The following is a 23,118-nucleotide window of genomic DNA, read 5'->3' on the forward strand; positions in this document are numbered from 1 at the left end:
GCGCTCCGGCTCAGTCGATGTAGCGCTTGAGCAGGTCACCGTACGCATCGATGCGACGGTCGCGCAGGAACGGCCAGATGCGGCGCACGTGTTCGCTGCGCTGCAGGTCCACGTCGCACACCAGCACGGTGGCGTCGGTGCCGGCCTCGGCCAGGAACTCGCCCTGCGGGCCCAGCACGTGGCTGTTGCCCCAGAATTGGATGCCCGACGCGCCCAGCGGCGAGGCTTCATGGCCGACGCGGTTGCAGCTCAGCACCGGCAGGCCGTTGGCCACGGCATGGCCGCGGTGGCTCAGCACCCACGCGTCGCGCTGGCGGGTCTTCTCGTCCTGCACGTCGTCCGGGTCCCAGCCGATGGCAGTGGGGTAGAGCAGCAGTTCGGCACCGGCCAGCGCCATCAGGCGCGCCGCTTCCGGATACCACTGGTCCCAGCACACCAGCACGCCAAGGCGGCCCACCGAGGTATCGATCGGGGTGAAGCCGATGTCGCCCGGGGTGAAGTAGAACTTTTCGTAGAAGCCCGGATCGTCCGGGATGTGCATCTTGCGGTACTTGCCCAGCAGGGTGCCGTCCTTCTCGAAGACCACGGCGGTGTTGTGGTACAGGCCAGCGGCGCGGCGTTCGAACAGCGAACCGACCAGCACCACGCCATGCTTCTTCGCCAGTGCGCCCAGGCGCTCGGTGCTCGGGCCGGGAATCGGCTCGGCCAGGTCGAATTCATCGACCGATTCGTGCTGGCAGAAGTACGGGCCGTTGTGCAGTTCCTGCAGCAGCACCAGTTTCGCGCCCTGCGCAGCCGCCTCGGCCACGCGTGCTTCGATCACCGCCAGGTTGGCGGCGGCATCACCGTGGTTGCGCTCCTGGATCAGGGCGACGGTAAGGGGGCTGCGCGAGTTCATGCGGGGCGTTCCTGCGGGGGAAAACCTGCATGTTAGCGCGGATGGCCTGCCGCGGCGTGTCGGCCGCTGAATGGCGTGCGGGTAGTGCCGGCCGCTGGCCGGCAATCCCGTGGATCCATCAGGCATTGCCTGGTTGCCGGCCAGCGGCCGGCACTACCATTTACGCCTTCAGCAGCCCTGCCGGCAGCTGCATGGTGATGCAGTGCAGGCTGCCGTTCTGCCAGATCAGCGAGCGGCAGGGCACCTGCACGATCTCGCGGCCCGGGTGGGCCTGGGCCAGCACGTCGCGGGCCAGGTCGTCGGCCGGGTCGCCATAGGCGGGCATCAGCACCGCGCCATTGACGATCAGGTAGTTGGCGTACGACGCGGCCAGGCGGCGGCCTTCGTCCATCACCGGCTGTGCCCACGGCAGCGGGAACAGGCGGTACGGCTGCCCATCCTTGGTGCGCAGCGCGGCCAGCTCGTTGCCCATCGCCTGCAGTTCGGCGTAGTGCGAGTCGCTCTGGTCGTCGCAGGCCTGGTAGACGATGCTGTCAGGCGAAGCAAAGCGGGCCAGGGTGTCGATGTGGGCGTCGGTGTCGTCGCCTTCCAGGTAACCATGGTCCAGCCACAGCACGCGGTCCTGCTGCAGCCAGTCGGCCAGGTCGGCCGTCAGGCTGGCGCGGTCGCGGTCCGGGTGGCGCTCGTGCAGGCACTTCCAGGTGGTCAGCAGGGTGCCTTCACCGTCGGTCTCGATGCCGCCGCCTTCCAGTGCGAACGGGATGCTGCGCACCGGTGCGTTGTTGAACACGCCAGCCTGGTCAAGCGCGCCCACCAGCTGGTCGTCCAGGGTGGCGTCGAACTTGCCGCCCCAGCCGGTGAAGCGGAAGTCCAGCAGCTGGAAGCTGCCGTCGGCGCGGCGCAGGGTGATCGGGCCGGAGTCGCGCAGCCAGGTATCGTCATAGGCTGCCGTCGTGAAGCGGACCCGGTCCATGTCGATGCGGTTGGAGCGCAGCCGCATTTCGGCATAGGTCTCCACATCGTCGTCGGCCACGCAGATCAGCACCGGCTGGAAGCGGGTGATGGCCGCGACCAGCGCGATGTAGGTTTCCTCCACCTGGCCCAGGCGGTCGGCCCAGTCGGTGTCGGCGGTGGGCCAGGCAATCAGGACGCCGCTCTGGGCTTCCCATTCGGCAGGAAAACGAAGGGTCTGGTTCATGGTCTCGCTACACAGGCCCGCCAGCGGCGGGTAGGGGGTTCAGCGGATCGGCGGCTTCGGGCCGATCTCGTTCGGATCCGCCTTGTTGGCCACCACGTCGATCACCTTCTGCTTCTCGAAGTAGACAGTGAACTGCGGGTAGACCCAGCGGTTGATGGTCGGCCACTGGCGCTTCTGCCCGCCGCGCGGCTGCAGCTGCTCGCTCGGCGCACCGAACTGCGACTGCACCTGCTGCATGCTCTGGCCGCGGACGGGCAGGGCACCGGCCGGCTTTTCAGCGGCGCGGTCGACCAGCAGGGTATCGGCCAGCGCCGGCGTGGCGGCGGCCAGGGTGGCCAGGACGGCCAGTGTGCTCAGGTAACGCTTCATCTCGATCTACTCCCCAGTGGTCAAGAAAGGCGATTACAGCAAAAAACGGCAGGAAAAAAAGCTGCATGCAACAAAAAACCGCCCGAAGGCGGTTTTTTGCATCGGGTCGGTCCCGCGTGGGACCAGCCGCGGCCCGAAGGCCGTGAGGCTCAGCGCTGACGCGCCTTGAAACGCGGGTTCGACTTGCAGATGACGAAGATCTTGCCACGACGACGGACGACCTTGCAGTCGCGGTGACGGGCCTTCGCCGACTTCAGGGAGGACAGGATTTTCATGGCATACCTCGGCGTAAACAGTAGTTGTTCGGGTGGAGCGTGGCCGCGATATGCGCAAGACAATCGGCAGTTGGCGCTCGTTCAAGCCCGCCATTCTACCGGGCTTTTTGTCGTCGTTTCAAGTGGTTGCGCGAAAGTCCCTGCGCGGGGGCTTGGGCAGGGGCTAGAATGGCCCCTTCACACGCGCTAGGACCCCCATGAATCCACTCGCTCCCGTCCTGACCATCGACGGCCCTTCGGGGGCCGGCAAGGGTACCATCAGCCGCATCGTGGCGCGCCGCCTGGGCTGGCACTACCTGGATTCGGGCGCGTTGTACCGGGCGGTGGGCGTGGCTGCGAGCTGGGCCGATATCGACACCTCCGACGCCTCTGCCCTGGTGCGCTGCACCTTCGACACCCACGTTCAGTTTGTTGAACAGGGTGAGTCGATGCGGGTCATGGTCAACGGCACCGATGCCACCGACGAGCTGCGCCTGGAGACCACCGGTGCGCTGGCCTCGGCCATTGCCGCCATTCCCGAGGTCCGTGCCGCACTGAAGGAGCGCCAGCGCGCATTCAGGGAGCTGCCGGGCCTCGTCGCCGACGGCCGCGACATGGGCACGGTGATCTTCAAGGACGCCCCCTACAAGGTCTTCCTGACCGCCAGTGCCGAGGAGCGCGCCGAGCGCCGGCATAAGCAGTTGAAAGACAAGGGGGTTTCTGTTAACTTTGATGACCTCCTGCGCGAGATCATGGCCCGCGACGCCCGTGATGCTCAGCGTACCGTGGCGCCCCTGAAGCCGGCAGACGATGCTGTCCTCATCGACACCACAGGCATCGGCATCGATGATGTCGTTGCCCGAGTGATGGATCTGCTTCCGGTTCCGGCTGCCTGATCCGTTCGCGCGGGAGCACTGCCAGCAACATCGGCGGTGGTCGCGCATAGCAGTGCTGTACCAGCTCCGTCGCGCAATGATGCGTGGCGGTTTTCCTACTACACACGACCTGCTTTTCCGGGGTCGACCAACAGGCGGGCGGTAACGGTCTTCAGTGGGGCATGTCCCCGAAAGGAAGCCAACCGACCCATGTGTCCAACAGAGTAAATCTAATGACCGAATCATTTGCCGAACTGTTTGAAGCCAGCCAGGCCAACCTGGCCAAGCTGAAGCCGGGCGCCATCGTCAGCGGTACCGTTGTTGAAGTCCGCGGCGACGTCGTGGTGATCAACGCTGGCCTGAAGTCCGAAGGCATCGTGCCGATCGAACAGTTCCGTAACGACGCTGGCGAAATCGACGTCGCCGAAGGCGACATCGTCAAGGTCGCCCTCGACTCCATCGAGAACGGCTTCGGCGAAACCGTCCTGTCGCGCGAGAAGGCCAAGCGCGCGATGGTGTGGGACGAGCTGGAAGAAGCGTTGGAAAAGAACGAAACCATCACCGGCCGCATCAGCGGCAAGGTCAAGGGTGGTTTCACCGTGGACATCAAGGATGTCCGCGCCTTCCTGCCGGGTTCCCTGGTCGATGTGCGCCCGGTGCGCGATCCGGCCTACCTGGAAGGCAAGGAACTCGAGTTCAAGCTCATCAAGCTGGACCGCAAGCGTAACAACGTCGTGGTTTCGCGCCGCGCTGTCGTCGAAAGCGAGCACTCGGAAGAGCGCGAGCAGCTGATGGACAAGCTGCAGGAAGGCGCGATCCTGAAGGGTGTCGTCAAGAACCTGACCGACTACGGCGCGTTCGTGGACCTGGGTGGCATCGACGGCCTGCTGCACATCACCGACATGGCATGGAAGCGCGTGCGCCATCCGTCCGAAGTCGTGAACGTCGGCGACGAGCTGGACGTGCGCGTGCTGAAGTTCGACCGCGAGCGCAACCGCGTTTCGCTGGGCCTGAAGCAGCTGGGCGAAGATCCGTGGGATAACATCGCCCGTCGTTACCCGGCCAACAGCCGTGTCTTCGGCAAGGTCTCCAACGTCACCGATTACGGCGCGTTCGTCGAGATCGAGCCGGGCGTCGAAGGCCTGGTGCACGTCTCCGAGATGGATTGGACCAACAAGAACGTCAACCCGTCCAAGGTTGTGCAGGTTGGTGACGAAGTCGAGGTGATGGTGCTGGACGTCGACGAAGAGCGTCGCCGCATCTCGCTGGGCATGAAGCAGGTTGCCGCCAATCCGTGGGAAACCTTCGCTGCCACCCACAAGAAGGGTGACAAGGTGTCGGGCCAGATCAAGTCGATCACCGACTTCGGCATCTTCATCGGCCTGGACGGCGGCATCGACGGCCTGGTTCACCTGTCCGACATCAGCTGGGCGACCACTGGCGAAGACATCGTTCGCAACTTCAAGAAGGGCGATACCCTGGACGCCGTCGTCCTGGCTGTCGATCCGGAGCGCGAGCGCATCTCCCTGGGCGTGAAGCAGCTGGAGCAGGATCCGTTCGGCCAGTACATGGCTGCCAATCCGAAGGGCTCCAAGGTCGAAGGCGTGGTGAAGGAAGTCGACGCCAAGGGCGCGATCATCGAGCTGGCTGACGGCATCGAAGGTTACGTCTCGGCACGCGACATCGCCAACGAGCGCGTTGACGACGCCACCCAGCACCTGAAGGTCGGCGACAAGGTCGAAGCCAAGTTCGTGGGCATGGACCGCAAGGGCCGTACCCTGCAGCTGTCGATCAAGGCCAAGGACGACGCTGAAATGCGCGAAGTGCTGGAGGAATACCAGTCCTCTTCGGCTGCCAGCGGCACCACCCAGCTGGGCGCGCTGCTGCGTGCACAGCTGAGCGGCAACAAGTCCGAGTAATCGGCCTTACGCTGTACGTTGTTTCCTGGACGGCCCGGGCATTGTTGCCCGGGCCGTTTCAGGGTGAGTGACCCTTGATGTGAGCCGGCAATGACCAAATCCGAACTGATCGAAATCCTCGCGCGCCGCCAGGCGCACCTGAAGGCCGATGATGTCGATCTGGCGGTGAAGTCGTTGCTGGAAATGATGGGCGGTTCCCTCTCTGCCGGGGATCGCATCGAAATCCGTGGCTTTGGCAGCTTCTCGCTGCACTACCGTCCGCCGCGCCTGGGCCGCAATCCCAAGACCGGCGAATCGGTCGCCCTGCCGGGCAAGCACGTTCCCCATTTCAAGCCAGGCAAGGAACTGCGTGAGCGGGTCAGCAGCGTGCTGCCGCTGGACGCCGATCCGGCCTGAGTGTCCCGTCGCGTCACCGCGTGCGAATACCGCGGCGAGTCGGATAAGCTACGACCTCCTGCCACTGGAGCTGTCGCATGAAGGTTTTTCGTCTGCTGGTCCTGCTGGCGGTGCTGCTTCTCGGGTTGATCATCGGTGCCATGAACATGGACGAGATGACCATCAACCTGGTGTTCACCCAGCTCAAGACCTCGATCGGCGTGGCGATCATCGCTTCGCTGCTGATCGGCGTCATCGTCGGTGCCGGCCTGGTGCTGGTGAGCGTGGTCATTCCGCTCTACGCCCAGCTGCGCCGTGCCAACAAGTCGGTCGCCACCCCCGTGGCCCCGGTTTCCCCCTCCCAATCTTTTGATGGACGCTGATCGAAGATGGATTTCGTCACCGAGTGGTTCTGGTTCTTCCTGTTCGTTCCCCTGGCGGCGCTGGCCGGCTGGGTCATCGGGCGGCGCGGCGGGCAACGCCATGGCGACAACCAGGTCAGCCACCTGTCCAGCACCTATTTCCGTGGCCTGAACTATCTGCTCAACGAGCAGCCGGACAAGGCCATCGAACTGTTCCTGCACATCGCCGAGCTGGACAAGGAAACCTTCGAGACCCAGGTCGCGCTGGGCCACCTGTTCCGCCGTCGTGGCGAGGTGGATCGCGCGATCCGCCTGCACCAGGGCCTGGTCAACCGCAACGACCTGAGCGACGCCCAGCGCGTGCAGGCACTGCTGGCGCTGGGCGAGGACTACATGAAGTCCGGCCTGCTGGACCGTGCTGAAACCGTGTTCACCGAACTGGCCCAGCTGGACCAGCGCGCACCGCAGGCGCTCAAGCACCTGATCGGCATCTACCAGGCCGAGCGCGACTGGGAAAAGGCCATCGACAACGCCACCCGCTTCGAGGATGTCACCGGCGAGCCGATGGGCAAGCTGATCGGGCAGTTCGAGTGCGAGCTGGCCGAGCGCTTCCGTGGCGCCGGCAAGCTGGAAGAGGCGAGGGCGGCCATTGCCCGGGCCTACCAGGCCGATGCCATGTCGGTGCGCGCCGGCATCATCGAAGGCCGCCTGGAAACCGATGCCGGCAACGCCGAGGCCGCCGTGCGTGCCTTCGAGCGCGCCGCGCGCAATGATCCCGAGTACCTGCCCGAGCTGCTGCCGGCGCTGATGGAGAACTACCGCAAGGTGGGTGACCTTGGCGGCGCGCGTGCCTTCCTGTCGGAAATGACCGAGCACTACCGCGGCATCGCCCCGGTCCTGGCGCTGACCCGCCTGATGGAAGAGCAGGAAGGCGTGGCACCCGCCCGGGCCTACCTCGGCCGCCAGTTGAAGGATCGCCCGTCGGTGCGCGGCGAATCAGCCCTGATCGACCTGACCCTGGCCGAAGGTGCCGATTCCACGGCCACCCTGCACGACCTCAAGCACATCACCGACCAGTTGCTGGTGCGCAACCCCGCCTACCGATGCACCCGCTGCGGTTTCGGCGCGCGTACCCACCACTGGCAGTGTCCGAGCTGCAAGGAGTGGGGCACGGTCAAGCCGCTGCTGAACTACGCGGTGCTCTGAGTCATGGTCTGGCAGGTGATGGCCGCGCTGCTGGGGCTGGCCCTGCTCAGCGCCGCGCTGACCTGGGCGGCACGCGGCTATGCGCTGCGCCAGCAGTTGCTTGATCAGCCCGGCGAACGCCGCAGCCACAGCGTGGCAACCCCGCGTGGCGGTGGCATCGCCATCGTCATCAGCCTGCTGGTGGCCGCCGTGGCGGCCATGTGGGCGTGGCCGGAAGCCGCTGTCAGCCTTGGCGTGGCCAGCCTCGGCCTGGTGCTGGTGGCGGGCATCGGCTGGTGGGATGACCATCGGCCCCTGCCGGCCCTGCGCCGCCTGCTGGTGCACTTCATCGCCGCCGGCCTGCTGGCCGCGCTGGTCAAGGTGCACGGTGGCAGCTGGCTGCTGGCCCTGCTGGTGCTGGTCTTCACCGCCTCGCTGATCAACATCTGGAACTTCATGGATGGGATCAACGGCATCGCCAGCAGCCAGGCGGTACTGGCCGCGCTGGGCTTCGCCGCCGTGCTGCCCTGGCCCTGGTCGCTGGTTGCCATCGCCCTGGGCCTGGCCTGCCTTGGTTTCCTGCCGTTCAATTTCCCGAAGGCGCGCATTTTCATGGGCGATGTAGGAAGTGGCGCGCTTGGCTATGCCGTCTCCGTCGTCCTGGCGGTGGCCGCGCTGCGTACGGAAATCAACTGGTTGCTGCTGCTGGTGCCCATTTCGCCGTTCCTCGTGGACGCGGGCTTCACGCTGTTGGCGCGCATCCTTTCAGGACAGCGCTGGATGGAACCCCACACCCAGCATGTCTACCAGCGCGCGGTGCAGGCAGGAGCCAGCCACGCCCAGGTGACAGGGATGTATTTTGTTGTAGGCCTGTTCAGTATTACAGTGTTCAATATCTGCACCAGATTGCAGCCGAGGTGGGAGGCTGTCGTAGCGGTCGCGTGGATTTCCGCGCTGGCCCTGCTTTGGCTCCTCCTGCGCAATGGATTGCGCCACCGATAAGGAATTACTCGAAATATGTCTTCACCCTGGCGGGACAGAATCCTTGGCCTGTTGCCACGCACGGCCATCGTCTGCCATGACCTGTTCATGGTCTGGGCCTGTTGGCAGCTGCTGCATGCCGGCCGTTACTCCATCCTGCCTGACGCCCCGTCGCTGCCCCTGTGGAACGTCGATACGACGCTGGTGCTCGCGCTGCAGGGCATCGTGTTCTGGCGGGTCGGCCTGTACCGTGGCCTGTGGCGGTTCGCCAGCGTCAGCGACCTGCTGAACATCTTCAAGGCCAGCTTCATCGGCCTGGTCGCCATCGTGCTGGTGCTGGCCTGGAAGCGCTTCAACGGCGTTCCGCTGTCGGTGCTGGTGATCTATCCCTTCGCGCTGTCGGCGCTGCTGGGCGCGCCGCGCCTGCTGTACCGGGCGTGGAAGGACTACCAGGCGCTGCAGTCCGATTCGACCGCGCGGCGCGTGCTCATCCTGGGTGCCGGCCAGGCGGCCGAGACCCTGGTGCGCGACCTGCGCCGCTCCGGCAACTTCGAGCCGGTCGGCCTGCTGGACGACGCCCCGCACCTGCGCGGCGCCAAGCTGCAGAGCCTGCCGATCCTGGGCACCCTCGATGACGCCCCGGCCGTGGCCCGCGAAACTGCGGCCAAGCTGCTGGTCATCGCCATTCCCTCGCTGGACGCGGTGGGTATGCAGCGCGTGGTTGCCATCTGCGAAAGCACCGGCATTCCGTTCCGCACCGTGCCCAAGCTCAGCGACATCCTGCAGGGCCAGTCGCTGCCGGGCCAGCTGAAGGAAGTGGCCATCGAGGACCTGCTCGGCCGCAAGCCGATCATGCCGGACTGGAACCTGATCCGAGGCTGGCTGGGCGGGCGCACGGTGATGGTCACCGGTGCCGGCGGCTCGATCGGTTCGGAACTGTGCCGCCAGTGCGCGCGCCACGGCGCCGGCCGCATCGTGCTGCTGGAAATGAGCGAGCTGCTGCTGCTGACCATCGAGGCCGAGCTGCGCCGCAGCTTCCCCGACGTGCAGATCGAAGCCGTGCTGGGTGACTGCGGTGACCCGGCGGTGATGCGCCACGCGCTGTCGCTGCACCCGGTCGATACCGCCTTCCATGCGGCCGCCTACAAGCATGTGCCGGTGCTCGAGCGCCAGCTGCGCGAAGCGGTGCGCAACAACATCCTGGCCACCGAGAACGTCGCGCGTGCGTGCATGGAAGCCCGCGTCGAGCATTTCGTTTTCATCTCCACCGACAAGGCCGTCGACCCGGTCAATGCACTGGGCGCCAGCAAGCGCTACGCCGAGATGATCTGCCAGAGCCTGGACCAGAAGTCCACGCATACCCGTTTCGTCACCGTGCGCTTCGGCAACGTGCTCGATTCGGCCGGCAGCGTGGTGCCGCTGTTCCGCGAGCAGATCCTGCGCGGCGGCCCGATCACGGTGACCGACCCGGAAGTGACCCGCTACTTCATGACGATCCCTGAAGCCTGCCAGCTGATCCTGCAGGCAGCGGCGTCGGCGTCGCACGGTGCCATCTACACCCTGGACATGGGCGAACCGGTGCCGATCCGCGTGCTGGCAGAACAGATGATCCGCCTGGCCGGCAAGCAGCCGTACAAGGACATTCCGATCATCTACACCGGCCTGCGCCCGGGCGAGAAGCTGCACGAGACCCTGTTCTATTCGGACGAGGATTACCGGCCGACCTCGCACCCCAAGGTGCTGGAAGCCGGCGTGCGCACGTTCTCGCGCGACATCGTGCTGGGCAACGTGCCGAGACTGCGTGACGCTATCGCCGAGTACGACACTGATACGATCCGGGAAGTGCTGTTCGCGACGATGCCGGAGTTCTCTCCGATTGAACAGGACGCTTACATCTCCTCCGCTAAAGTTGTTCCCTTTCCGGCACGCGAGGCCAACAGGTACTAAATGAGCAAGCGAATTCGTAAGGCGGTTTTTCCAGTGGCAGGGCTCGGGACGCGCTTTTTGCCGGCAACCAAGACGGTTCCGAAGGAAATGCTGCCGATCATCGATCGTCCGCTTATCCAATACGCTGTTGACGAGGCCATCGAGGCCGGTTGCGACACCCTGATTTTCATCACCAACCGCTACAAGCACGCCGTTGCCGATTATTTCGACAAGGCCTACGAGCTGGAACAGAAGCTGGAACGTGCGGGCAAGCACGAGCAGCTGGAGATGATCCGCCACGTGCTGCCTGAAGGTGTGCGTGCGATCTTCGTCACCCAGGCCGAGGCGCTGGGACTGGGCCATGCCGTGCTGTGTGCGAAGTCGGTGATCGGTGACGAACCGTTTGCGGTGCTGCTGCCCGACGATCTGATCTGGAACCGTGGCGACGGCGCGCTGAAGCAGATGGCTGACCTCAACGAGGCCAGCGGTGCGAGCGTGATCGCAGTGGAAGACGTGCCGCACGAGAACACCGCCAGCTACGGCATCGTGGCGACCGAAGCGTTCGATGGCCGCAAGGGCCGTATTTCGCAGATCGTGGAGAAGCCGAAGCCCGAGGACGCGCCGAGCGATCTGGCGGTGGTCGGCCGTTACGTGCTGAGCCCGAAGATCTTCGAGCTGCTGGAATCCACCGGCACCGGTGCCGGCGGCGAGATCCAGCTGACTGATGCGATCGCTTCGCTGCTGGCGACCGACGAAGTGGATGCGTACCGCTTCGAAGGCACCCGTTTTGACTGTGGTACCCATCTGGGCCTGGTCGAAGCGACGATCCGTTTCGCGCTGGAGAACAAGAAGCTGGCGAAGCCGGCGCGCGCGAAGCTGACGGAGATGCTGGCGGAAGAGTGAGTTTTTCGGTTTTCGAGCGCTCCGTGCGGCGCCTTGTTTGATACGTGGGGGAGGGGGCGGATGGCCCTCTCCAAGACACGCCAAAGCCCTTCCATGGTGCTCGATGGCGCCATCCATGGCGCCAACGGTCTTGGAGAGGGCCATCCGCCCCCTCTCGACAGTTTCCGTGGGGCGCGGACGGGAAGGGCGGAATCAAGGGCAAGAGCAAAAGCAAAAAAAGGCAGCCGATGGCTGCCTTTTTCTTTTTGGGTCAGAGCCCTTTGCTGCGCAAAGGGATCCGACCCCAGCTTTTGACCTTGCCTTTGCTCACCCCTCCGCCGCGCGGAATGCCGGGTGGCACGGGTGGGTGAGGCTGACCGGGACCGTTGGCGCCATGGATGGCGCCATCGAGCCCCCATGGACGGGTTTACGGCGTGTCCCGGGCAGTCTCACCCACCCGTGCCCCACAGCAAACCAGCACGTCCGCCGGCAACGCCTTGAACCTTACAGCGCCTCGAAAATACCCGCCGCGCCCATGCCGGTGCCGATGCACATCGTCACCATGCCGTACTTCTGCTGGCGACGACGCAGGCCGTGCAGCAGGGTTGCGGTACGGATCGCGCCGGTCGCGCCCAGCGGGTGACCCAAGGCAATCGCGCCGCCCAGCGGGTTGACCTTGCTCGGGTCCAGGCCGCAATCGCGGATCACCGCCAGCGACTGCGCGGCGAAGGCTTCGTTGAGCTCGATCCAGTCCAGCTGGTCCTGGGTCAGGCCGGCCTGCTTCAGTGCCTTCGGGATCGCGGCGATCGGGCCGATGCCCATCACTTCCGGACGCACGCCGGCCACCGAGAAGCTGACGAAACGCGCCAGCGGGGTCAGGCCGTAATCCTTGATTGCCTGCTCCGACGCCAGCAGCACGGCGCCGGCGCCATCGCTCATCTGCGAAGAGTTGCCGGCAGTGACCGTGCCGCCGAACTGGCCGTTGCGGAACACCGGGCGCAGCTTGGCCAGGCCTTCGGCCGAGGAATCCGGGCGCGGGCCTTCGTCGGTGTCGGCCACCTTGTTGCGGGTGATGATGCGATGGCCATCGGCCAGGTCCGGCAGGTGCGAGACGATCTCGTACGGGCTGATCTCATCCTTGAACTCGCCGTTCTGGATGGCGGCCATGGCCTTCTGGTGCGAGGCCAGGGCAAAGGCGTCCTGGTCTTCGCGCGAGACCTTCCACTCTTCGGCCACCTTCTCGGCGGTGATGCCCATGCCGTAGGCGATGGCAACGTGGTCGTTGTCGAACACGCTCGGGGCCATCGCGATCTTGTTGCCCATCATCGGCACCATCGACATCGACTCGGTGCCACCGGCCAGCATCAGGTCGGCGTTGCCCAGGCGGATCGCGTCGGCGGCCTGCGCCACGGCCTGCAGGCCGGAGGAGCAGAAGCGGTTCACGGTCTGCGCGGCAATCGTGTTCGGCAGGCCGGCCAGCAGCACGCCGATGCGGGCCACGTTCATGCCCTGCTCGGCTTCCGGCATGGCGCAGCCGATGATCGCGTCATCGATGCGGTTAACGTCCACGCCCGGGGCCTGGGCGACGACGCTGCGCAGCACGTGCGCAAGCATGTCATCGGGGCGGGTGTTGCGGAACATGCCCTTGGGCGCCTTGCCGACCGGGGTGCGGGTGGCGGCGACGATGTAGGCGTCCTGGATTTGCTTGGTCATTGCGGTGATCTCTCGAATTTTTTAGCCGGAGTGCCGACCAGCGGTCGGCACCTACCAGGGGCAGATGGGTGCCGACCAACGGTCAGCACCCACCAGAAGCAGGGGGGGCGATCAGTTCCGCAGCGGCTTGCCGGTCTTCAGCATGTGCGCGATGCGGGCCTGGGTCTTTTCCTGCTGGGCCAGTTCGACGAAGTGCTTGCGCTCCAGGGTCAGCAGCCACTCTTCGTCCACCAGGGTGCCGCGGTCGACCTTGCCGCCACACAGCACGGTGGCGATGCGCTCGGCGATCTCGTAGTCGTACGGGCTGATGAAACGGCCTTCCAGCATGTTCACCAGCATCATCTTGAAGGTGGCGATACCCACGTCACCGGCAACCTGGATGCGGCGTGCCGGCAGCGGCGGGCGGTAGCCGGCTTCGGCCAGCGCACGGGCTTCGGCCTTGGCGATGTACAGCGCTTCATAGCTGTTGAACACCACCTTGTCGGTGCTGCGCAGCAGGCCCAGTTCCTGGGCGTTGACCGCCGAGTTGGACACCTTGGCCATCGCCACGGTCTCGAAGGTCTTCTTCAGTTCGGCGAACACGTCACCGCCCGGGCCTGCGGCCTGCGAGGCGCGCACGGCCAGTTCCTTCAGGCCGCCACCGGCCGGCAGCAGGCCGACGCCGGCCTCGACCAGGCCGATGTAGCTTTCCAGGAAGGCGACAGTCTTGGCGCTGTGCATCTGGAACTCGCAGCCGCCACCCAGGGCCAGGCCGCGCACGGCAGCCACCACCGGCACCAGCGAGTACTTGATGCGCTGGCTGGTGCGCTGGAAGTTGGCAACCATTTCCTCGAACTGGTCGACCTTGCCGGCCTGCAGCAGGCCGAGGGCACCGGCCAGGTCGGCACCGGCGGAGAAGGGTTCCTTCTGCTGCCAGATCACCAGGCCCTGGAAGTCCTTCTCGGCGCGGCTGACGCATTCCTGCAGGCCGTCCAGCACCTGGTCGGAGACGGTGTTCATCTTGGTCTTGAAGCTGACCACGGCGATGCCGTCGCCGTCATGCCACATGCGCAGGCCGTCGTTCTCGAACACGGTCTCGCCCGGGGCGAACTTCTCGCCCAGCAGCGGATCCGGGAAACGCTGGCGCTGGTACACCGGCAGCGACGAGCGCGGCAGCTTGGCGTTGCGCGACGGGCTGTAGCTGCCTTCGGCGGCATGCACGCCGTCGCGGCCATCGAACACCCAGTCCGGCAGCGGGGCGCTGCTCATGCTCTTGCCGGCGACGATGTCATCGGCGATCCACTGCGCGACCTGCTTCCAGCCGGCAGCCTGCCAGGTTTCGAACGGGCCCAGCGACCAGCCGTAGCCCCAGCGGATGGCGAGGTCGACGTCGCGCGCGGTCTCGGCGATGTCGGCCAGGTGGTAAGCGCTGTAGTGGAACAGATCGCGGAAGGTCGCCCACAGGAACTGCGCCTGCGGGTGCTGGCTTTCGCGCAGCTTGGCGAACTTCTCGGCCGGGTTTTTGATCTTCAGGATCTCGACCACTTCCGGTGCGGCAGTGCGGTCGGCCGGGCGGTAATCCTGCTTTTCCAGGTCCAGCACGACGATGTCCTTGCCGACCTTGCGGAAGATGCCCGCGCCGGTCTTCTGGCCCAGCGCGCCCTTGGCGATCAACGCGTCCAGCCACTTCGGCGACTTGAAGAACTCATGCCACGGGTCGTTGGGCAGGGTGTCGCCCATGGTCTTGATGACGTGGGCCATGGTGTCCAGGCCGACCACGTCGGAGGTGCGGTAGGTGGCCGACTTCGGGCGGCCGACCAGCGGACCGGTCAGGCCGTCCACTTCATCGAAGCCCAGGCCGAACTGCTGGGTGTGGTGGATGGTGGACAGGATCGAGAACACGCCGATGCGGTTGCCGATGAAGTTCGGGGTGTCCTTGGCGTACACCACGCCCTTGCCCAGGGTGGTGACCAGGAATTCTTCCAGGCCTTCCAGCACGGAGGCGTCGGTGGTGCTGGCCGGGATCAGTTCGGCCAGGTGCATGTAGCGCGGCGGGTTGAAGAAGTGCACGCCGCAGAAGCGGTGGCGCAGCTGCTCGGGCAGCACGTCGGCCAGCTTGTTGATGCCCAGGCCCGAAGTGTTGGAGGCCAGCACCGCGTGGTCGGCCACGAACGGGGCGATCTTCTTGTACAGGTCCTGCTTCCAGTCCATGCGCTCGGCGATGGCCTCGATGATCAGGTCGCAGTCCTTCAGCTGGTCCAGGCTCGACTCGTAGTTGGCCGGGGTGATGGCTTCGGCCAGCGACTTGCTGGCCAGCGGCGCCGGGCTCAGCTTGCCGAGGTTGGCGATCGCCTTCAGCACGATGCCGTCGGCCGGGCCTTCCTTCGCAGGCAGGTCGAACAGCACGGTGTCGACGCCAGCGTTGGTGAGGTGGGCGGCGATCTGGGCACCCATGACGCCGGCACCCAGCACGGCGGCGCGGCGGACTAGCAGGGAATTGGACATGGTGTAGGGCCTTTGTTGGTCAGCAGTTACTGGGTGGGTCACACCCGGTGGAATCACGGAGAAGCGGGCAGGGCGCTGCCGCGTGCGGCGGCGCGGAACCCGGCTTCGGCGAAATGGATCAGTTCGTGGGCGGCATGGGCACGATGCGCCGCTTCGGTGACACCTGCGGGTCGCTTGATCAGGCCGAAATCGGCCATTGCATAGGTGAGCGAACCGGCCAGGAAATCCAGGCGCCAGTACAGCTCTTCCTTGCTCAGGCCCGGCACGCACTCGGCGATGGCCTTGCCGAACGCGCGCAGCACGTGGCCGTAGTGGTCGGACAGGAACTTGCGCAGGTTGTCGTTCTTTTCGGCGTAGGCGCGGGCGATCACCCGCACAAAGGCCCCACCGCTCTGCCGGTCCTGGGCCATGGCCAGGGCCGGCTCGACGAAGGCGGCCAGCACCGGGCGCAGCTGCCCGGGGTGTTCGCTGCGGGCGCGTTCGAGCTGGGCCAGGCGCACGCTGGTCATCTCGTCCATGCGCCGGCGGAACACCTCGTTGACCAGGTTTTCCTTGGAGCCGAAGTGGTAGTTGACCGCCGCGATGTTGACGTCGGCCTGGCTGGTGACCTGGCGCAGCGAGGTGCCGGCGAAGCCATGCAGGGCGAACAGCTCCTCGGCGGCCCCGAGGATCCGGTCCTTGGTCGAGAAGTGGGCGGGCTTGGCCATGGGGCGGCGGACCTTAATCAAACGATTGTTTGATACTAGGACCAGACGGGGGCGTATGGCATTTTGCAGTGCAGCAAAACCGGCGGGACGGTCAGAATCCGCTCAGGTGGGTGAATGGGCGCAGAGGGTAGTGCCGGCCGCTGGCCGGCAGCCGCGGACATCCCATGGGGGTACCAGCCTGCCGGCCAGCGGCCGGCACTACCACCCAGCCGCGTTATCTCTTACAATTCGCCTACGTTTATCAGGCTAAGCCCGCGTCCCGACGCGGGTTTTTTTCATGTTACCCTTCGGGCCATCAGCGGCCCGATTCCATTGGAGACATCCCATGGCGCTGGAGCGCACCCTTTCGATCATCAAGCCGGACGCCGTTGCCAAGAACGTCATCGGCGAAATCTACGCCCGCTTCGAGAAGGCCGGCCTGAAGGTCGTGGCCGCCAAGTACAAGCAGCTGTCGCGTCGTGAAGCCGAAGGCTTCTACGCCGTGCACCGCGAGCGTCCGTTCTTCAACGCGCTGGTCGAGTTCATGATCTCCGGCCCGGTGATGATCCAGGCCCTGGAAGGCGAGAACGCCGTCCTGGCCCACCGCGACCTGCTGGGCGCCACCAACCCGAAGGAAGCCGCTGCGGGCACCATTCGCGCCGACTTCGCCGAATCCATCGATGCCAATGCCGCCCACGGCTCGGACTCGGTCGAGAATGCCGCGATTGAAATCGCCTACTTCTTCGCCGCCACCGAAGTCGTCTCGCGCTGAGAGTAATGCCGTGAACGAGGTCGTACAGTCCCCCGCCATCCAGCCGCTGCCGAAGTCGGCACCCACGGCTGGCAAGCAGAACCTGCTCGACCTCGATCGCGCGGGCCTGGAGAAGTTTTTCGTCGAGGTTCTCGGCGAGAAGAAGTTCCGTGCCCATCAGGTGATGAAGTGGATCCACCATCGCTACGTCACCGATTTCGATGAAATGACCGACCTCGGCAAGGTCCTGCGCGCCAAGCTGCAGGCTCATGCCGAGGTGCTGGTTCCCAACATCGTGTTCGACAAGCCCTCCGCCGACGGCACCCACAAGTGGCTGCTGGCGATGGGCGTGGATGGCAAGAACGCCATCGAGACCGTGTACATCCCCGACAAGACCCGCGGCACGCTGTGCGTGTCCTCGCAGGTCGGTTGCGGCCTGAACTGCACGTTCTGCTCCACCGCCACCCAGGGCTTCAACCGCAACCTGACCACCGCCGAGATCATCGGCCAGGTGTGGGTTGCCGCACGCCACCTGGGCAACGTGCCGCACCAGATGCGCCGCCTCACCAACGTGGTGATGATGGGCATGGGCGAGCCGCTGATGAATTTCGACAACGTCGTGCGCGCCATGAGCGTGATGCGCGACGATCTGGGCTACGGCCTGGCCAACAAGCGCGTGACCCTGTCGACCTCCGGCCTGGTGCCGCAGATCGACCGCCTGTCCACCGAAAGCGACGTGTCGCTGGCGGTGTCGCTGCACGCGCCGAACGATGCGCTGCGCGAGACCCTTGTTCCGCTCAACAAGAAGTACCCGATCGCCGAGCTGATGGCTTCGTGCGCACGCTACCTGCGCGCCAACAAGCGCCGCGAATCGGTCACCTTCGAATACACCCTGATGAAGGGCATCAACGACAAGCCCGAGCATGCCCGCGAGCTGGCCCGCCTCATGCGCCAGTTCGACAACGCGGTGCAGGCCAAGGATTCGGGCAAGGTCAACCTGATCCCGTTCAATCCGTTCCCCGGCACCCGCTACGAGCGTTCGGAAGAAGCGCACATCCGCGCCTTCCAGAAGATCCTGCTCGACAGCAACGTGCTGACGATGGTCCGCCGCACCCGTGGCGACGATATCGATGCCGCCTGCGGCCAGCTCAAGGGCCAGGTGATGGACCGTACCCGCCGCCAGGCAGAGTTCAACAAGACGTTGCAGGCAGGGAAGGGGAGCGATGCGGCCGCGTGACCGCCTCTGGCCAGTCCTGATTGCAGGGGTGCTGGCCGTTTCGGCCAGTGGCTGCAGCAAGACCGTCAAGTCCCAGCTTCCCGACGAATACACCCGTGGCGGTGACATCGCCCCGGAACGCCACGTGCGTGATTCGCCCGGCGTGCGCGAGGAATTCCGTTACCAGGACCAGCTCGCCCTGGCCGCCCGCGACATGCAGGTGGGCAACCTCGACGAGGCCGAGCACAAGGTGCGCCAGGCCCTGAAGGCCCGGCCCAAGGGCGTGGACGCGGTGATGCTGATGGCCGGCATCGACGAGCGCCGTGGCCGCTCGGAGAAGGCCGGCGAGGGCTTCCGCCGTGCCACCGAGCTGGCCCCACAGCGCGCTGACGTACTCAACAATTACGGCGCCTGGCTGTGCCAGCACGGCAGTGCCGCCGAATCGCTGCTGTGGTTCGACCGTTCCCTGCAGCTGCCGGGCAATGCCTCCGCAGGCGGCGCGATGGCCAATGCCGGCCGCTGCGCGCTTGACGCCGGCCAGGTGGAACGCGCCGAGCGCGACCTGCGTGCGGCGCTGGTGATGGTGCCGGCCAACCCGGTCGCCCTCGAGGCGATGGCGCAGCTCAACTTCCGCCGTGGCCAGTTTTTCGAGGCGCGCGCCTTCGCCGAACGTAGGATTGCGGCTGCACCGGCCACACGTTCCGTGTTACAACTTGCGTCTGAAATCGAGGCGCGACTGGGCGATCAGGCGGCATCCGATCGTTACCTGCAGCGGATTCGACAGGAATTTCCGCAGGACGCGGGCTCCTAACCTCCAGGGTTGATGCATTGTGATTGATGACCAGACTGTGAGCGCTCTCGATACTGCGGCCGGCTGCGGCACCCGCCTGCGCCAGGCCCGAGAGGCGGCCGGACTGACCCTTGATGATGTCGGCCAGCGCCTGCGCATGCCGGTCCAGGTGGTCAAGTCGCTTGAAGAAGAACAGTGGCAGAAGCTCGGCGCCCCGGTGTTCGTCCGCGGCCAGCTGCGCAGCTATGCGCGCCTGCTGAACGTGGATATCAGCCAGCTGCTGGAGCAGGCCCAGGTCGGCGCGGTGGTTCCGCCCACCCTGGTCAGCCATACCCATACCCCGCGTGCCCGCCGCATCGCCGAGAACCTCGGCCGCCGCATGCTGTATGTCGGCATCACCGCGGTGCTGGCGGTGCCGGTGTGGTTTGCCACCCGCGGCCACTTCGACAACACCCCGTCCGCGCCGAACACGGCCTCGCTGGACGCGATTCCGGCGGCCGTGCCGGTCGCCCCAGCCACCGTCGGCAGCGAGCCGGCAGCGCGTAGCGAGCCGGCGGCGGTTGCTGCCAAGCCGGCGGCCACGCCGTACGTGGCGTCGCTGGCCCCGGTGCCGCGCCCAGCCCCGGCCGCTGCGGCCACCGCCAACCTGGACATGCAGTTCAGTGGCGACAGCTGGGTCGATATTGCTGGTCCGGATGGCGGCTCCGTCGAGAAGGCGCTCATCAAGGCCGGCGAGACCCGCAGCTTCACCCCGGGCCAGGTGAGCCGCGTGACCCTGGGCAATGCCTCGGCGGTCCAGGTTCAGCAGAACGGCGCTATCGTCGATCTGACCCCCTACCAGCGAGCCAACGTGGCCCGCTTTCAGGTATCCTCTGAAGGCTCCGTTGTCCCGGTTTCACACTGAGACGCGGTTTCACCACCTTCGATAATCCCAATGGTCCCTCCCTACGGGCGGGGCGAGAGTACGCATGGCGATCGACGATCTGCTCGACGAGCACGAACAAAGTGAACGTGTCCGCAGCTGGCTGCGGAAGAATGGCGCCAGCATCATCGGTGGCGTAGCGATCGCCATCGGCGCCATTGCCGGCTGGCAGTGGTACCAGACCAACCAGGGCGGCAAGCTGGCCTCGGCCAACGTCGAGTACCAGAAGGCGCTGGTCGGCCTGCAGGACAACAAGCTGGACGACGCTGCCAAGGCGGTCAAGGCGCTGGAGGCTGGCCCGAACAGCATCTATGGCGACCTGGCGGCCCTGCAGCTGGCCAAGGCCCAGGTCGATGCCGGCAAGAACGAAGAAGCACTGGCCACCCTGCGCGGCGTGAAGGTCGAAGGCGACCTGCAGCGCGTGGTTGACCAGCGCGTGGCCCGCCTGCTGGTGGCCACCGGCAAGAGCGACGAGGCGATCAAGCTGCTTGGCAGCGCGACGGACAGCGGCAGCCTGGAAATCCAGGGCGATGCACTGCTGGCGCAGGGCAAGCGAGATGCGGCCCGTGAACAGTATGAGAAGGCGCTTAAGACGCTGGACGTGGCAGCACCGCAGCGGCGCGTGCTGGAAACCAAGGTTATGGACGCTGGCGGCACCGTCGCCGCCCCTGCGGAGTCGGTTTGATGAGTCAGAAGGTCATGATTACGCGCGTCGCCTCCGTCCTGCTGCTGGGCATGGCACTGACCGGCTGCAGCACCATGAAGGGCTGGTTCGCCGGTAAGGACGCCGCCGCCAAGAAGGCGCAGGAGCCGGCGGAACTGGTCAAGTTCGAGCCGACCCTGAAGGTCAACAAGGCCTGGTCGGTCAACCTGGGCAAGGGCGAGCGCCGCATCGGCGTGCGCCAGGGCCCGGCGGTGGCCAATGGCCACGTGTTCGCCGCGGCGATCACCGGTGGCGTGCATGCCATCGACCTGCAGACCGGCAAGAAGGTCTGGACCTGGGAGCCGCAGAAGGAAAAGAAGAAGGCCAAGCTGCGCCTGTCCGGCGGCCCGGGTGTCGGCGAGAACCTGGTGGTCATCGGTACCCTCGATGGCCAGGTGATCGCGCTGGACATCAATGATGGCAGCGAGAAGTGGCGCGCCCGCGTGCCGGGCGAAGTGATCTCGGCCCCGGCCGTGTCGCAGGGCCTGGTGTTCGTGCGCAGCAATGATGGCCGCGTCACCGCGTTTGAAGCCTCCAACGGCACCCAGAAGTGGTTCAACCCCAGCGAGCTGCCGGCGCTGACCGTGCGCGGCAACGCGCCGGTGGTCACCGGCCCGGGCGTGCTGTTCATCGGCAAGGATGACGGCGCTGTCGCCGCCCTGGCCATGCAGGACGGCCGCACCCTGTGGGACCAGACCGTGGGCAGCCCTGAAGGCCGCACCGAGCTGGACCGCATGGCCGACGTCGACGGCGCACCGGTGCTGGAAGGCAACACGCTCTTCGTAAGCAGCTTCAAGAACCAGACCATGGCCATCGAAGGCCCGACCGGTCGCCCGCTGTGGGCGCGCGACCACGGCGGTGCCGGCGGCGTGGCGGTGTCTTCGGGCAATGTGTTCGTTACCGACCCCAAGGGCGGCGTGTTCGGCCTGGACAAGACCAGCGGCACCGCGATGTGGTCGCAGACCGGCCTGGCGCGTCGTTCGCTGACCGGTCCTGCGCTGCAGGGTGATTACGTGGTCGTCGGTGACTACAAGGGATACCTGCATTGGCTGCAGGCCTCCGACGGCGCGATGGCGGCGCGGGCCAAGAGCGGCGGTGATGCCCTTCTTGCCCAGCCAGTCGTCGTCGACGGGGTGCTGCTGGTGCAGAATGTTGATGGCAAGCTGACCGCATTCCGGTTGGCAAATTAATACGGAGTAATCGCGATGCTGCCTTTGGTCGCCCTGGTTGGACGGCCGAATGTCGGCAAGTCGACCATCTTCAATGCTTTGACCCGCACGCGTGACGCCCTGGTCCATGACCAGCCCGGCGTCACCCGCGACCGCAACTACGGCGTCTGCCGTCTGGACGAGGACAACCATTTCCTCGTCGTGGACACCGGCGGTATTGCCGAGGAAGAGGAAGGCCTGGCTGGCGCCACCACGCGCCAGGCCCGCGCTGCTGCGGCCGAAGCCGATCTGATCCTGTTCGTCGTCGATGCCCGCGAGGGCACCTCGGCGATGGACGACGAGATCCTGGCCTGGCTGCGCAAGCTGTCGCGCCCGACGCTGCTGCTGATCAACAAGATCGACGGCACCGACGAGGACACCGTCCGCTCGGAGTTCGCCCGTTACGGCTTCGGCGAAATGCTGACCGTGTCGGCCGCCCATCGCCAGGGTCTGGACGACCTGATGGATGAGGTGATCCAGCGCCTGCCCGAAGAAGGCAGCGGCGAAGAGCTGGACAACGATCCGAACCGCATCCGCATCGCCTTCGTCGGCCGCCCGAACGTGGGCAAGTCGACGCTGGTCAACCGCATCCTCGGCGAAGAGCGCATGATCGCCTCGGACGTGCCGGGTACCACCCGCGATTCCATCGCCGTGGACCTGGAGCGTGACGGTCGCGAGTACCGCCTGATCGATACCGCCGGCCTGCGCCGTCGTTCGCGCGTGGACGAGGTCGTCGAGAAGTTCTCGGTGGTCAAGACCATGCAGTCCATCGAGCAGTGCCAGGTGGCCGTGCTGATGCTGGACGCCACCGAAGGCGTGACCGACCAGGACGCCACCGTGCTGGGCGCGGTGCTGGATGCCGGCCGTGCGCTGGTCATCGCCATCAACAAGTGGGATGGCCTGACCGAGTACCAGCGCGAGCAGGCGGAAACGATGCTGTCGCTGCGCCTGGGCTTCGTGCCGTGGGCCGAGTCGGTGCGCATTTCCGCCAAGCATGGCTCGGGCCTGCGCGAGCTGTTCCGTGCGGTGCACCGCGCGCACGAGTCGGCCAACAAGACCTTCACCACCAGCGAAGTGAACAAGGCGCTGGAAATGGCCTACGAGACCAACCCGCCGCCGACCATCCGCGGCCACGTCTCCAAGCTGCGCTACGTGCACCCGGCTGGCGCGAACCCGCCGACCTTCATCGTGCACGGCACCCGCCTGAAGGAGCTGCAGGAATCGTACAAGCGCTACCTGGAGAACTTCTTCCGCAAGCGCTTCAAGCTGATCGGCACGCCGGTGAGCTTCATCTTCCGCGAGGGTACCAACCCGTACGAGGGCAAGAAGAACGTCCTCACCGAGCGGCAGGTCAAGGCCAAGCGGCGCTTGATGAAGCACGTCAAGGGCAAGTGATCCACGAGAGGCGGCCGCAGGGCCGC

At 65.9% G+C, this 23,118-nt stretch carries 22 protein-coding genes; 15 read left to right on the top strand and 7 right to left on the bottom strand.

What is annotated here, in order from left to right:
- Positions 1–10: 10 nt before the first annotated feature.
- The 4 genes from C1927_RS09385 to ykgO form a co-directional block, all read right to left on the bottom strand.
- The gene (locus C1927_RS09385) at positions 11–898 is read right to left on the bottom strand and encodes a carbon-nitrogen hydrolase (protein ID WP_079221610.1); all 888 of its coding nucleotides are present in this window, start codon (positions 896–898) and stop codon (positions 11–13) included.
- A gap of 160 nt (positions 899–1,058) precedes the next feature.
- Positions 1,059–2,096: an agmatine deiminase family protein gene (locus C1927_RS09390; protein WP_108746516.1), complete on the bottom strand. Its 1,038-nt coding sequence runs from the start codon at positions 2,094–2,096 to the stop codon at positions 1,059–1,061.
- Between the two features lie 39 nt (positions 2,097–2,135).
- The gene (locus C1927_RS09395; RefSeq protein WP_108746517.1) at positions 2,136–2,465 is read right to left on the bottom strand and encodes a hypothetical protein; all 330 of its coding nucleotides are present in this window, start codon (positions 2,463–2,465) and stop codon (positions 2,136–2,138) included.
- 149 nt (positions 2,466–2,614) lie between these two features.
- Complete coding sequence (ykgO, locus tag C1927_RS09400; RefSeq protein WP_054656844.1) at positions 2,615–2,740, bottom strand: type B 50S ribosomal protein L36; 126 nt, start codon at positions 2,738–2,740, stop codon at positions 2,615–2,617.
- Positions 2,741–2,937: 197 nt separating this feature from the next.
- Between ykgO and cmk the strand changes: the two genes are divergently transcribed.
- The 8 genes from cmk (at position 2,938) to galU (ending at position 11,245) form a co-directional block, all read left to right on the top strand.
- Positions 2,938–3,615, top strand: coding sequence for a (d)CMP kinase (gene cmk, locus C1927_RS09405; protein WP_079221613.1), 678 nt, complete (start codon positions 2,938–2,940; stop codon positions 3,613–3,615).
- Between the two features lie 212 nt (positions 3,616–3,827).
- Positions 3,828–5,513, top strand: coding sequence for a 30S ribosomal protein S1 (gene rpsA / locus C1927_RS09410; RefSeq protein ID WP_012510790.1), 1,686 nt, complete (start codon positions 3,828–3,830; stop codon positions 5,511–5,513).
- 90 nt (positions 5,514–5,603) lie between these two features.
- The gene (locus tag C1927_RS09415) at positions 5,604–5,909 is read left to right on the top strand and encodes an integration host factor subunit beta (RefSeq protein ID WP_005409286.1); all 306 of its coding nucleotides are present in this window, start codon (positions 5,604–5,606) and stop codon (positions 5,907–5,909) included.
- A 77-nt stretch (positions 5,910–5,986) separates the two neighbouring features.
- Positions 5,987–6,271 carry a LapA family protein gene (locus tag C1927_RS09420; RefSeq protein WP_053511270.1) on the top strand — a complete coding sequence of 95 codons (285 nt, stop codon included), beginning with the start codon at positions 5,987–5,989 and terminating at the stop codon, positions 6,269–6,271.
- Positions 6,272–6,277: 6 nt separating this feature from the next.
- Complete coding sequence (gene lapB, locus C1927_RS09425) at positions 6,278–7,456, top strand: lipopolysaccharide assembly protein LapB (protein WP_108746518.1); 1,179 nt, start codon at positions 6,278–6,280, stop codon at positions 7,454–7,456.
- 3 nt (positions 7,457–7,459) lie between these two features.
- A complete protein-coding gene (locus C1927_RS09430; RefSeq protein WP_108746519.1) occupies positions 7,460–8,437 on the top strand; it encodes a glycosyltransferase family 4 protein in 978 nt (325 codons plus the stop codon).
- A 15-nt stretch (positions 8,438–8,452) separates the two neighbouring features.
- Entirely contained in the window at positions 8,453–10,363 is a 1,911-nt protein-coding gene (locus tag C1927_RS09435) for a nucleoside-diphosphate sugar epimerase/dehydratase (protein WP_079221616.1), read from the top strand.
- Positions 10,364–11,245, top strand: a complete 882-nt coding sequence (galU, locus tag C1927_RS09440; RefSeq protein WP_079221617.1) for a UTP--glucose-1-phosphate uridylyltransferase GalU — start codon at positions 10,364–10,366, stop codon at positions 11,243–11,245.
- 483 nt (positions 11,246–11,728) lie between these two features.
- Here the strand turns inward: galU and C1927_RS09445 are convergent, their stop codons facing one another.
- The 3 genes from C1927_RS09445 to C1927_RS09455 form a co-directional block, all read right to left on the bottom strand.
- Positions 11,729–12,937, bottom strand: coding sequence for an acetyl-CoA C-acyltransferase (locus tag C1927_RS09445; protein ID WP_108746520.1), 1,209 nt, complete (start codon positions 12,935–12,937; stop codon positions 11,729–11,731).
- Positions 12,938–13,048: 111 nt separating this feature from the next.
- Positions 13,049–15,421, bottom strand: coding sequence for a 3-hydroxyacyl-CoA dehydrogenase/enoyl-CoA hydratase family protein (locus C1927_RS09450; RefSeq protein WP_108746521.1), 2,373 nt, complete (start codon positions 15,419–15,421; stop codon positions 13,049–13,051).
- A 53-nt stretch (positions 15,422–15,474) separates the two neighbouring features.
- Positions 15,475–16,128, bottom strand: a complete 654-nt coding sequence (locus C1927_RS09455; RefSeq protein WP_079221619.1) for a TetR family transcriptional regulator — start codon at positions 16,126–16,128, stop codon at positions 15,475–15,477.
- Between the two features lie 325 nt (positions 16,129–16,453).
- Between C1927_RS09455 and ndk the strand changes: the two genes are divergently transcribed.
- The 7 genes from ndk to der all read left to right on the top strand — a co-directional run bounded on the left by ndk (position 16,454) and on the right by der (position 23,092).
- A complete protein-coding gene (gene ndk, locus C1927_RS09460) occupies positions 16,454–16,879 on the top strand; it encodes a nucleoside-diphosphate kinase (protein WP_008265389.1) in 426 nt (141 codons plus the stop codon).
- A gap of 10 nt (positions 16,880–16,889) precedes the next feature.
- Positions 16,890–18,095, top strand: coding sequence for a 23S rRNA (adenine(2503)-C(2))-methyltransferase RlmN (gene rlmN / locus C1927_RS09465; protein WP_079221620.1), 1,206 nt, complete (start codon positions 16,890–16,892; stop codon positions 18,093–18,095).
- Complete coding sequence (locus tag C1927_RS09470; RefSeq protein WP_108746522.1) at positions 18,082–18,885, top strand: tetratricopeptide repeat protein; 804 nt, start codon at positions 18,082–18,084, stop codon at positions 18,883–18,885. The genes rlmN and C1927_RS09470 overlap by 14 nt, the downstream gene beginning before the upstream one ends.
- A 19-nt stretch (positions 18,886–18,904) precedes the next feature.
- Positions 18,905–19,768 carry a RodZ domain-containing protein gene (locus C1927_RS09475; RefSeq protein ID WP_108746523.1) on the top strand — a complete coding sequence of 288 codons (864 nt, stop codon included), beginning with the start codon at positions 18,905–18,907 and terminating at the stop codon, positions 19,766–19,768.
- Between the two features lie 64 nt (positions 19,769–19,832).
- Positions 19,833–20,471: a tetratricopeptide repeat protein gene (locus C1927_RS09480; protein WP_079221623.1), complete on the top strand. Its 639-nt coding sequence runs from the start codon at positions 19,833–19,835 to the stop codon at positions 20,469–20,471.
- Complete coding sequence (bamB, locus tag C1927_RS09485) at positions 20,471–21,679, top strand: outer membrane protein assembly factor BamB (RefSeq protein WP_108746524.1); 1,209 nt, start codon at positions 20,471–20,473, stop codon at positions 21,677–21,679. Before C1927_RS09480 ends, bamB begins: the two co-directional genes overlap by 1 nt.
- Positions 21,680–21,694: 15 nt before the next feature.
- Positions 21,695–23,092 (top strand): ribosome biogenesis GTPase Der, encoded by a 1,398-nt coding sequence (gene der / locus C1927_RS09490; protein ID WP_079221625.1) that lies wholly within the window; start codon positions 21,695–21,697, stop codon positions 23,090–23,092.
- Positions 23,093–23,118: the final 26 nt, after the last annotated feature.

Source organism: Stenotrophomonas sp. ZAC14D1_NAIMI4_1, assembly GCF_003086775.1.
Lineage (GTDB): Bacteria > Pseudomonadota > Gammaproteobacteria > Xanthomonadales > Xanthomonadaceae > Stenotrophomonas.

Coding starts and splice junctions, on each gene's coding strand:
- C1927_RS09385 (WP_079221610.1), bottom strand. CDS start 898: ATGAACTCGCGCAGCCCCCTTACCGTCGCCCTGATCCAGGAGCGCAAC.
- C1927_RS09390 (WP_108746516.1), bottom strand. CDS start 2,096: ATGAACCAGACCCTTCGTTTTCCTGCCGAATGGGAAGCCCAGAGCGGC.
- C1927_RS09395 (WP_108746517.1), bottom strand. CDS start 2,465: ATGAAGCGTTACCTGAGCACACTGGCCGTCCTGGCCACCCTGGCCGCC.
- ykgO (WP_054656844.1), bottom strand. CDS start 2,740: ATGAAAATCCTGTCCTCCCTGAAGTCGGCGAAGGCCCGTCACCGCGAC.
- cmk (WP_079221613.1), top strand. CDS start 2,938: ATGAATCCACTCGCTCCCGTCCTGACCATCGACGGCCCTTCGGGGGCC.
- rpsA (WP_012510790.1), top strand. CDS start 3,828: ATGACCGAATCATTTGCCGAACTGTTTGAAGCCAGCCAGGCCAACCTG.
- C1927_RS09415 (WP_005409286.1), top strand. CDS start 5,604: ATGACCAAATCCGAACTGATCGAAATCCTCGCGCGCCGCCAGGCGCAC.
- C1927_RS09420 (WP_053511270.1), top strand. CDS start 5,987: ATGAAGGTTTTTCGTCTGCTGGTCCTGCTGGCGGTGCTGCTTCTCGGG.
- lapB (WP_108746518.1), top strand. CDS start 6,278: ATGGATTTCGTCACCGAGTGGTTCTGGTTCTTCCTGTTCGTTCCCCTG.
- C1927_RS09430 (WP_108746519.1), top strand. CDS start 7,460: ATGGTCTGGCAGGTGATGGCCGCGCTGCTGGGGCTGGCCCTGCTCAGC.
- C1927_RS09435 (WP_079221616.1), top strand. CDS start 8,453: ATGTCTTCACCCTGGCGGGACAGAATCCTTGGCCTGTTGCCACGCACG.
- galU (WP_079221617.1), top strand. CDS start 10,364: ATGAGCAAGCGAATTCGTAAGGCGGTTTTTCCAGTGGCAGGGCTCGGG.
- C1927_RS09445 (WP_108746520.1), bottom strand. CDS start 12,937: ATGACCAAGCAAATCCAGGACGCCTACATCGTCGCCGCCACCCGCACC.
- C1927_RS09450 (WP_108746521.1), bottom strand. CDS start 15,421: ATGTCCAATTCCCTGCTAGTCCGCCGCGCCGCCGTGCTGGGTGCCGGC.
- C1927_RS09455 (WP_079221619.1), bottom strand. CDS start 16,128: ATGGCCAAGCCCGCCCACTTCTCGACCAAGGACCGGATCCTCGGGGCC.
- ndk (WP_008265389.1), top strand. CDS start 16,454: ATGGCGCTGGAGCGCACCCTTTCGATCATCAAGCCGGACGCCGTTGCC.
- C1927_RS09470 (WP_108746522.1), top strand. CDS start 18,082: ATGCGGCCGCGTGACCGCCTCTGGCCAGTCCTGATTGCAGGGGTGCTG.
- C1927_RS09480 (WP_079221623.1), top strand. CDS start 19,833: ATGGCGATCGACGATCTGCTCGACGAGCACGAACAAAGTGAACGTGTC.
- bamB (WP_108746524.1), top strand. CDS start 20,471: ATGAGTCAGAAGGTCATGATTACGCGCGTCGCCTCCGTCCTGCTGCTG.
- der (WP_079221625.1), top strand. CDS start 21,695: ATGCTGCCTTTGGTCGCCCTGGTTGGACGGCCGAATGTCGGCAAGTCG.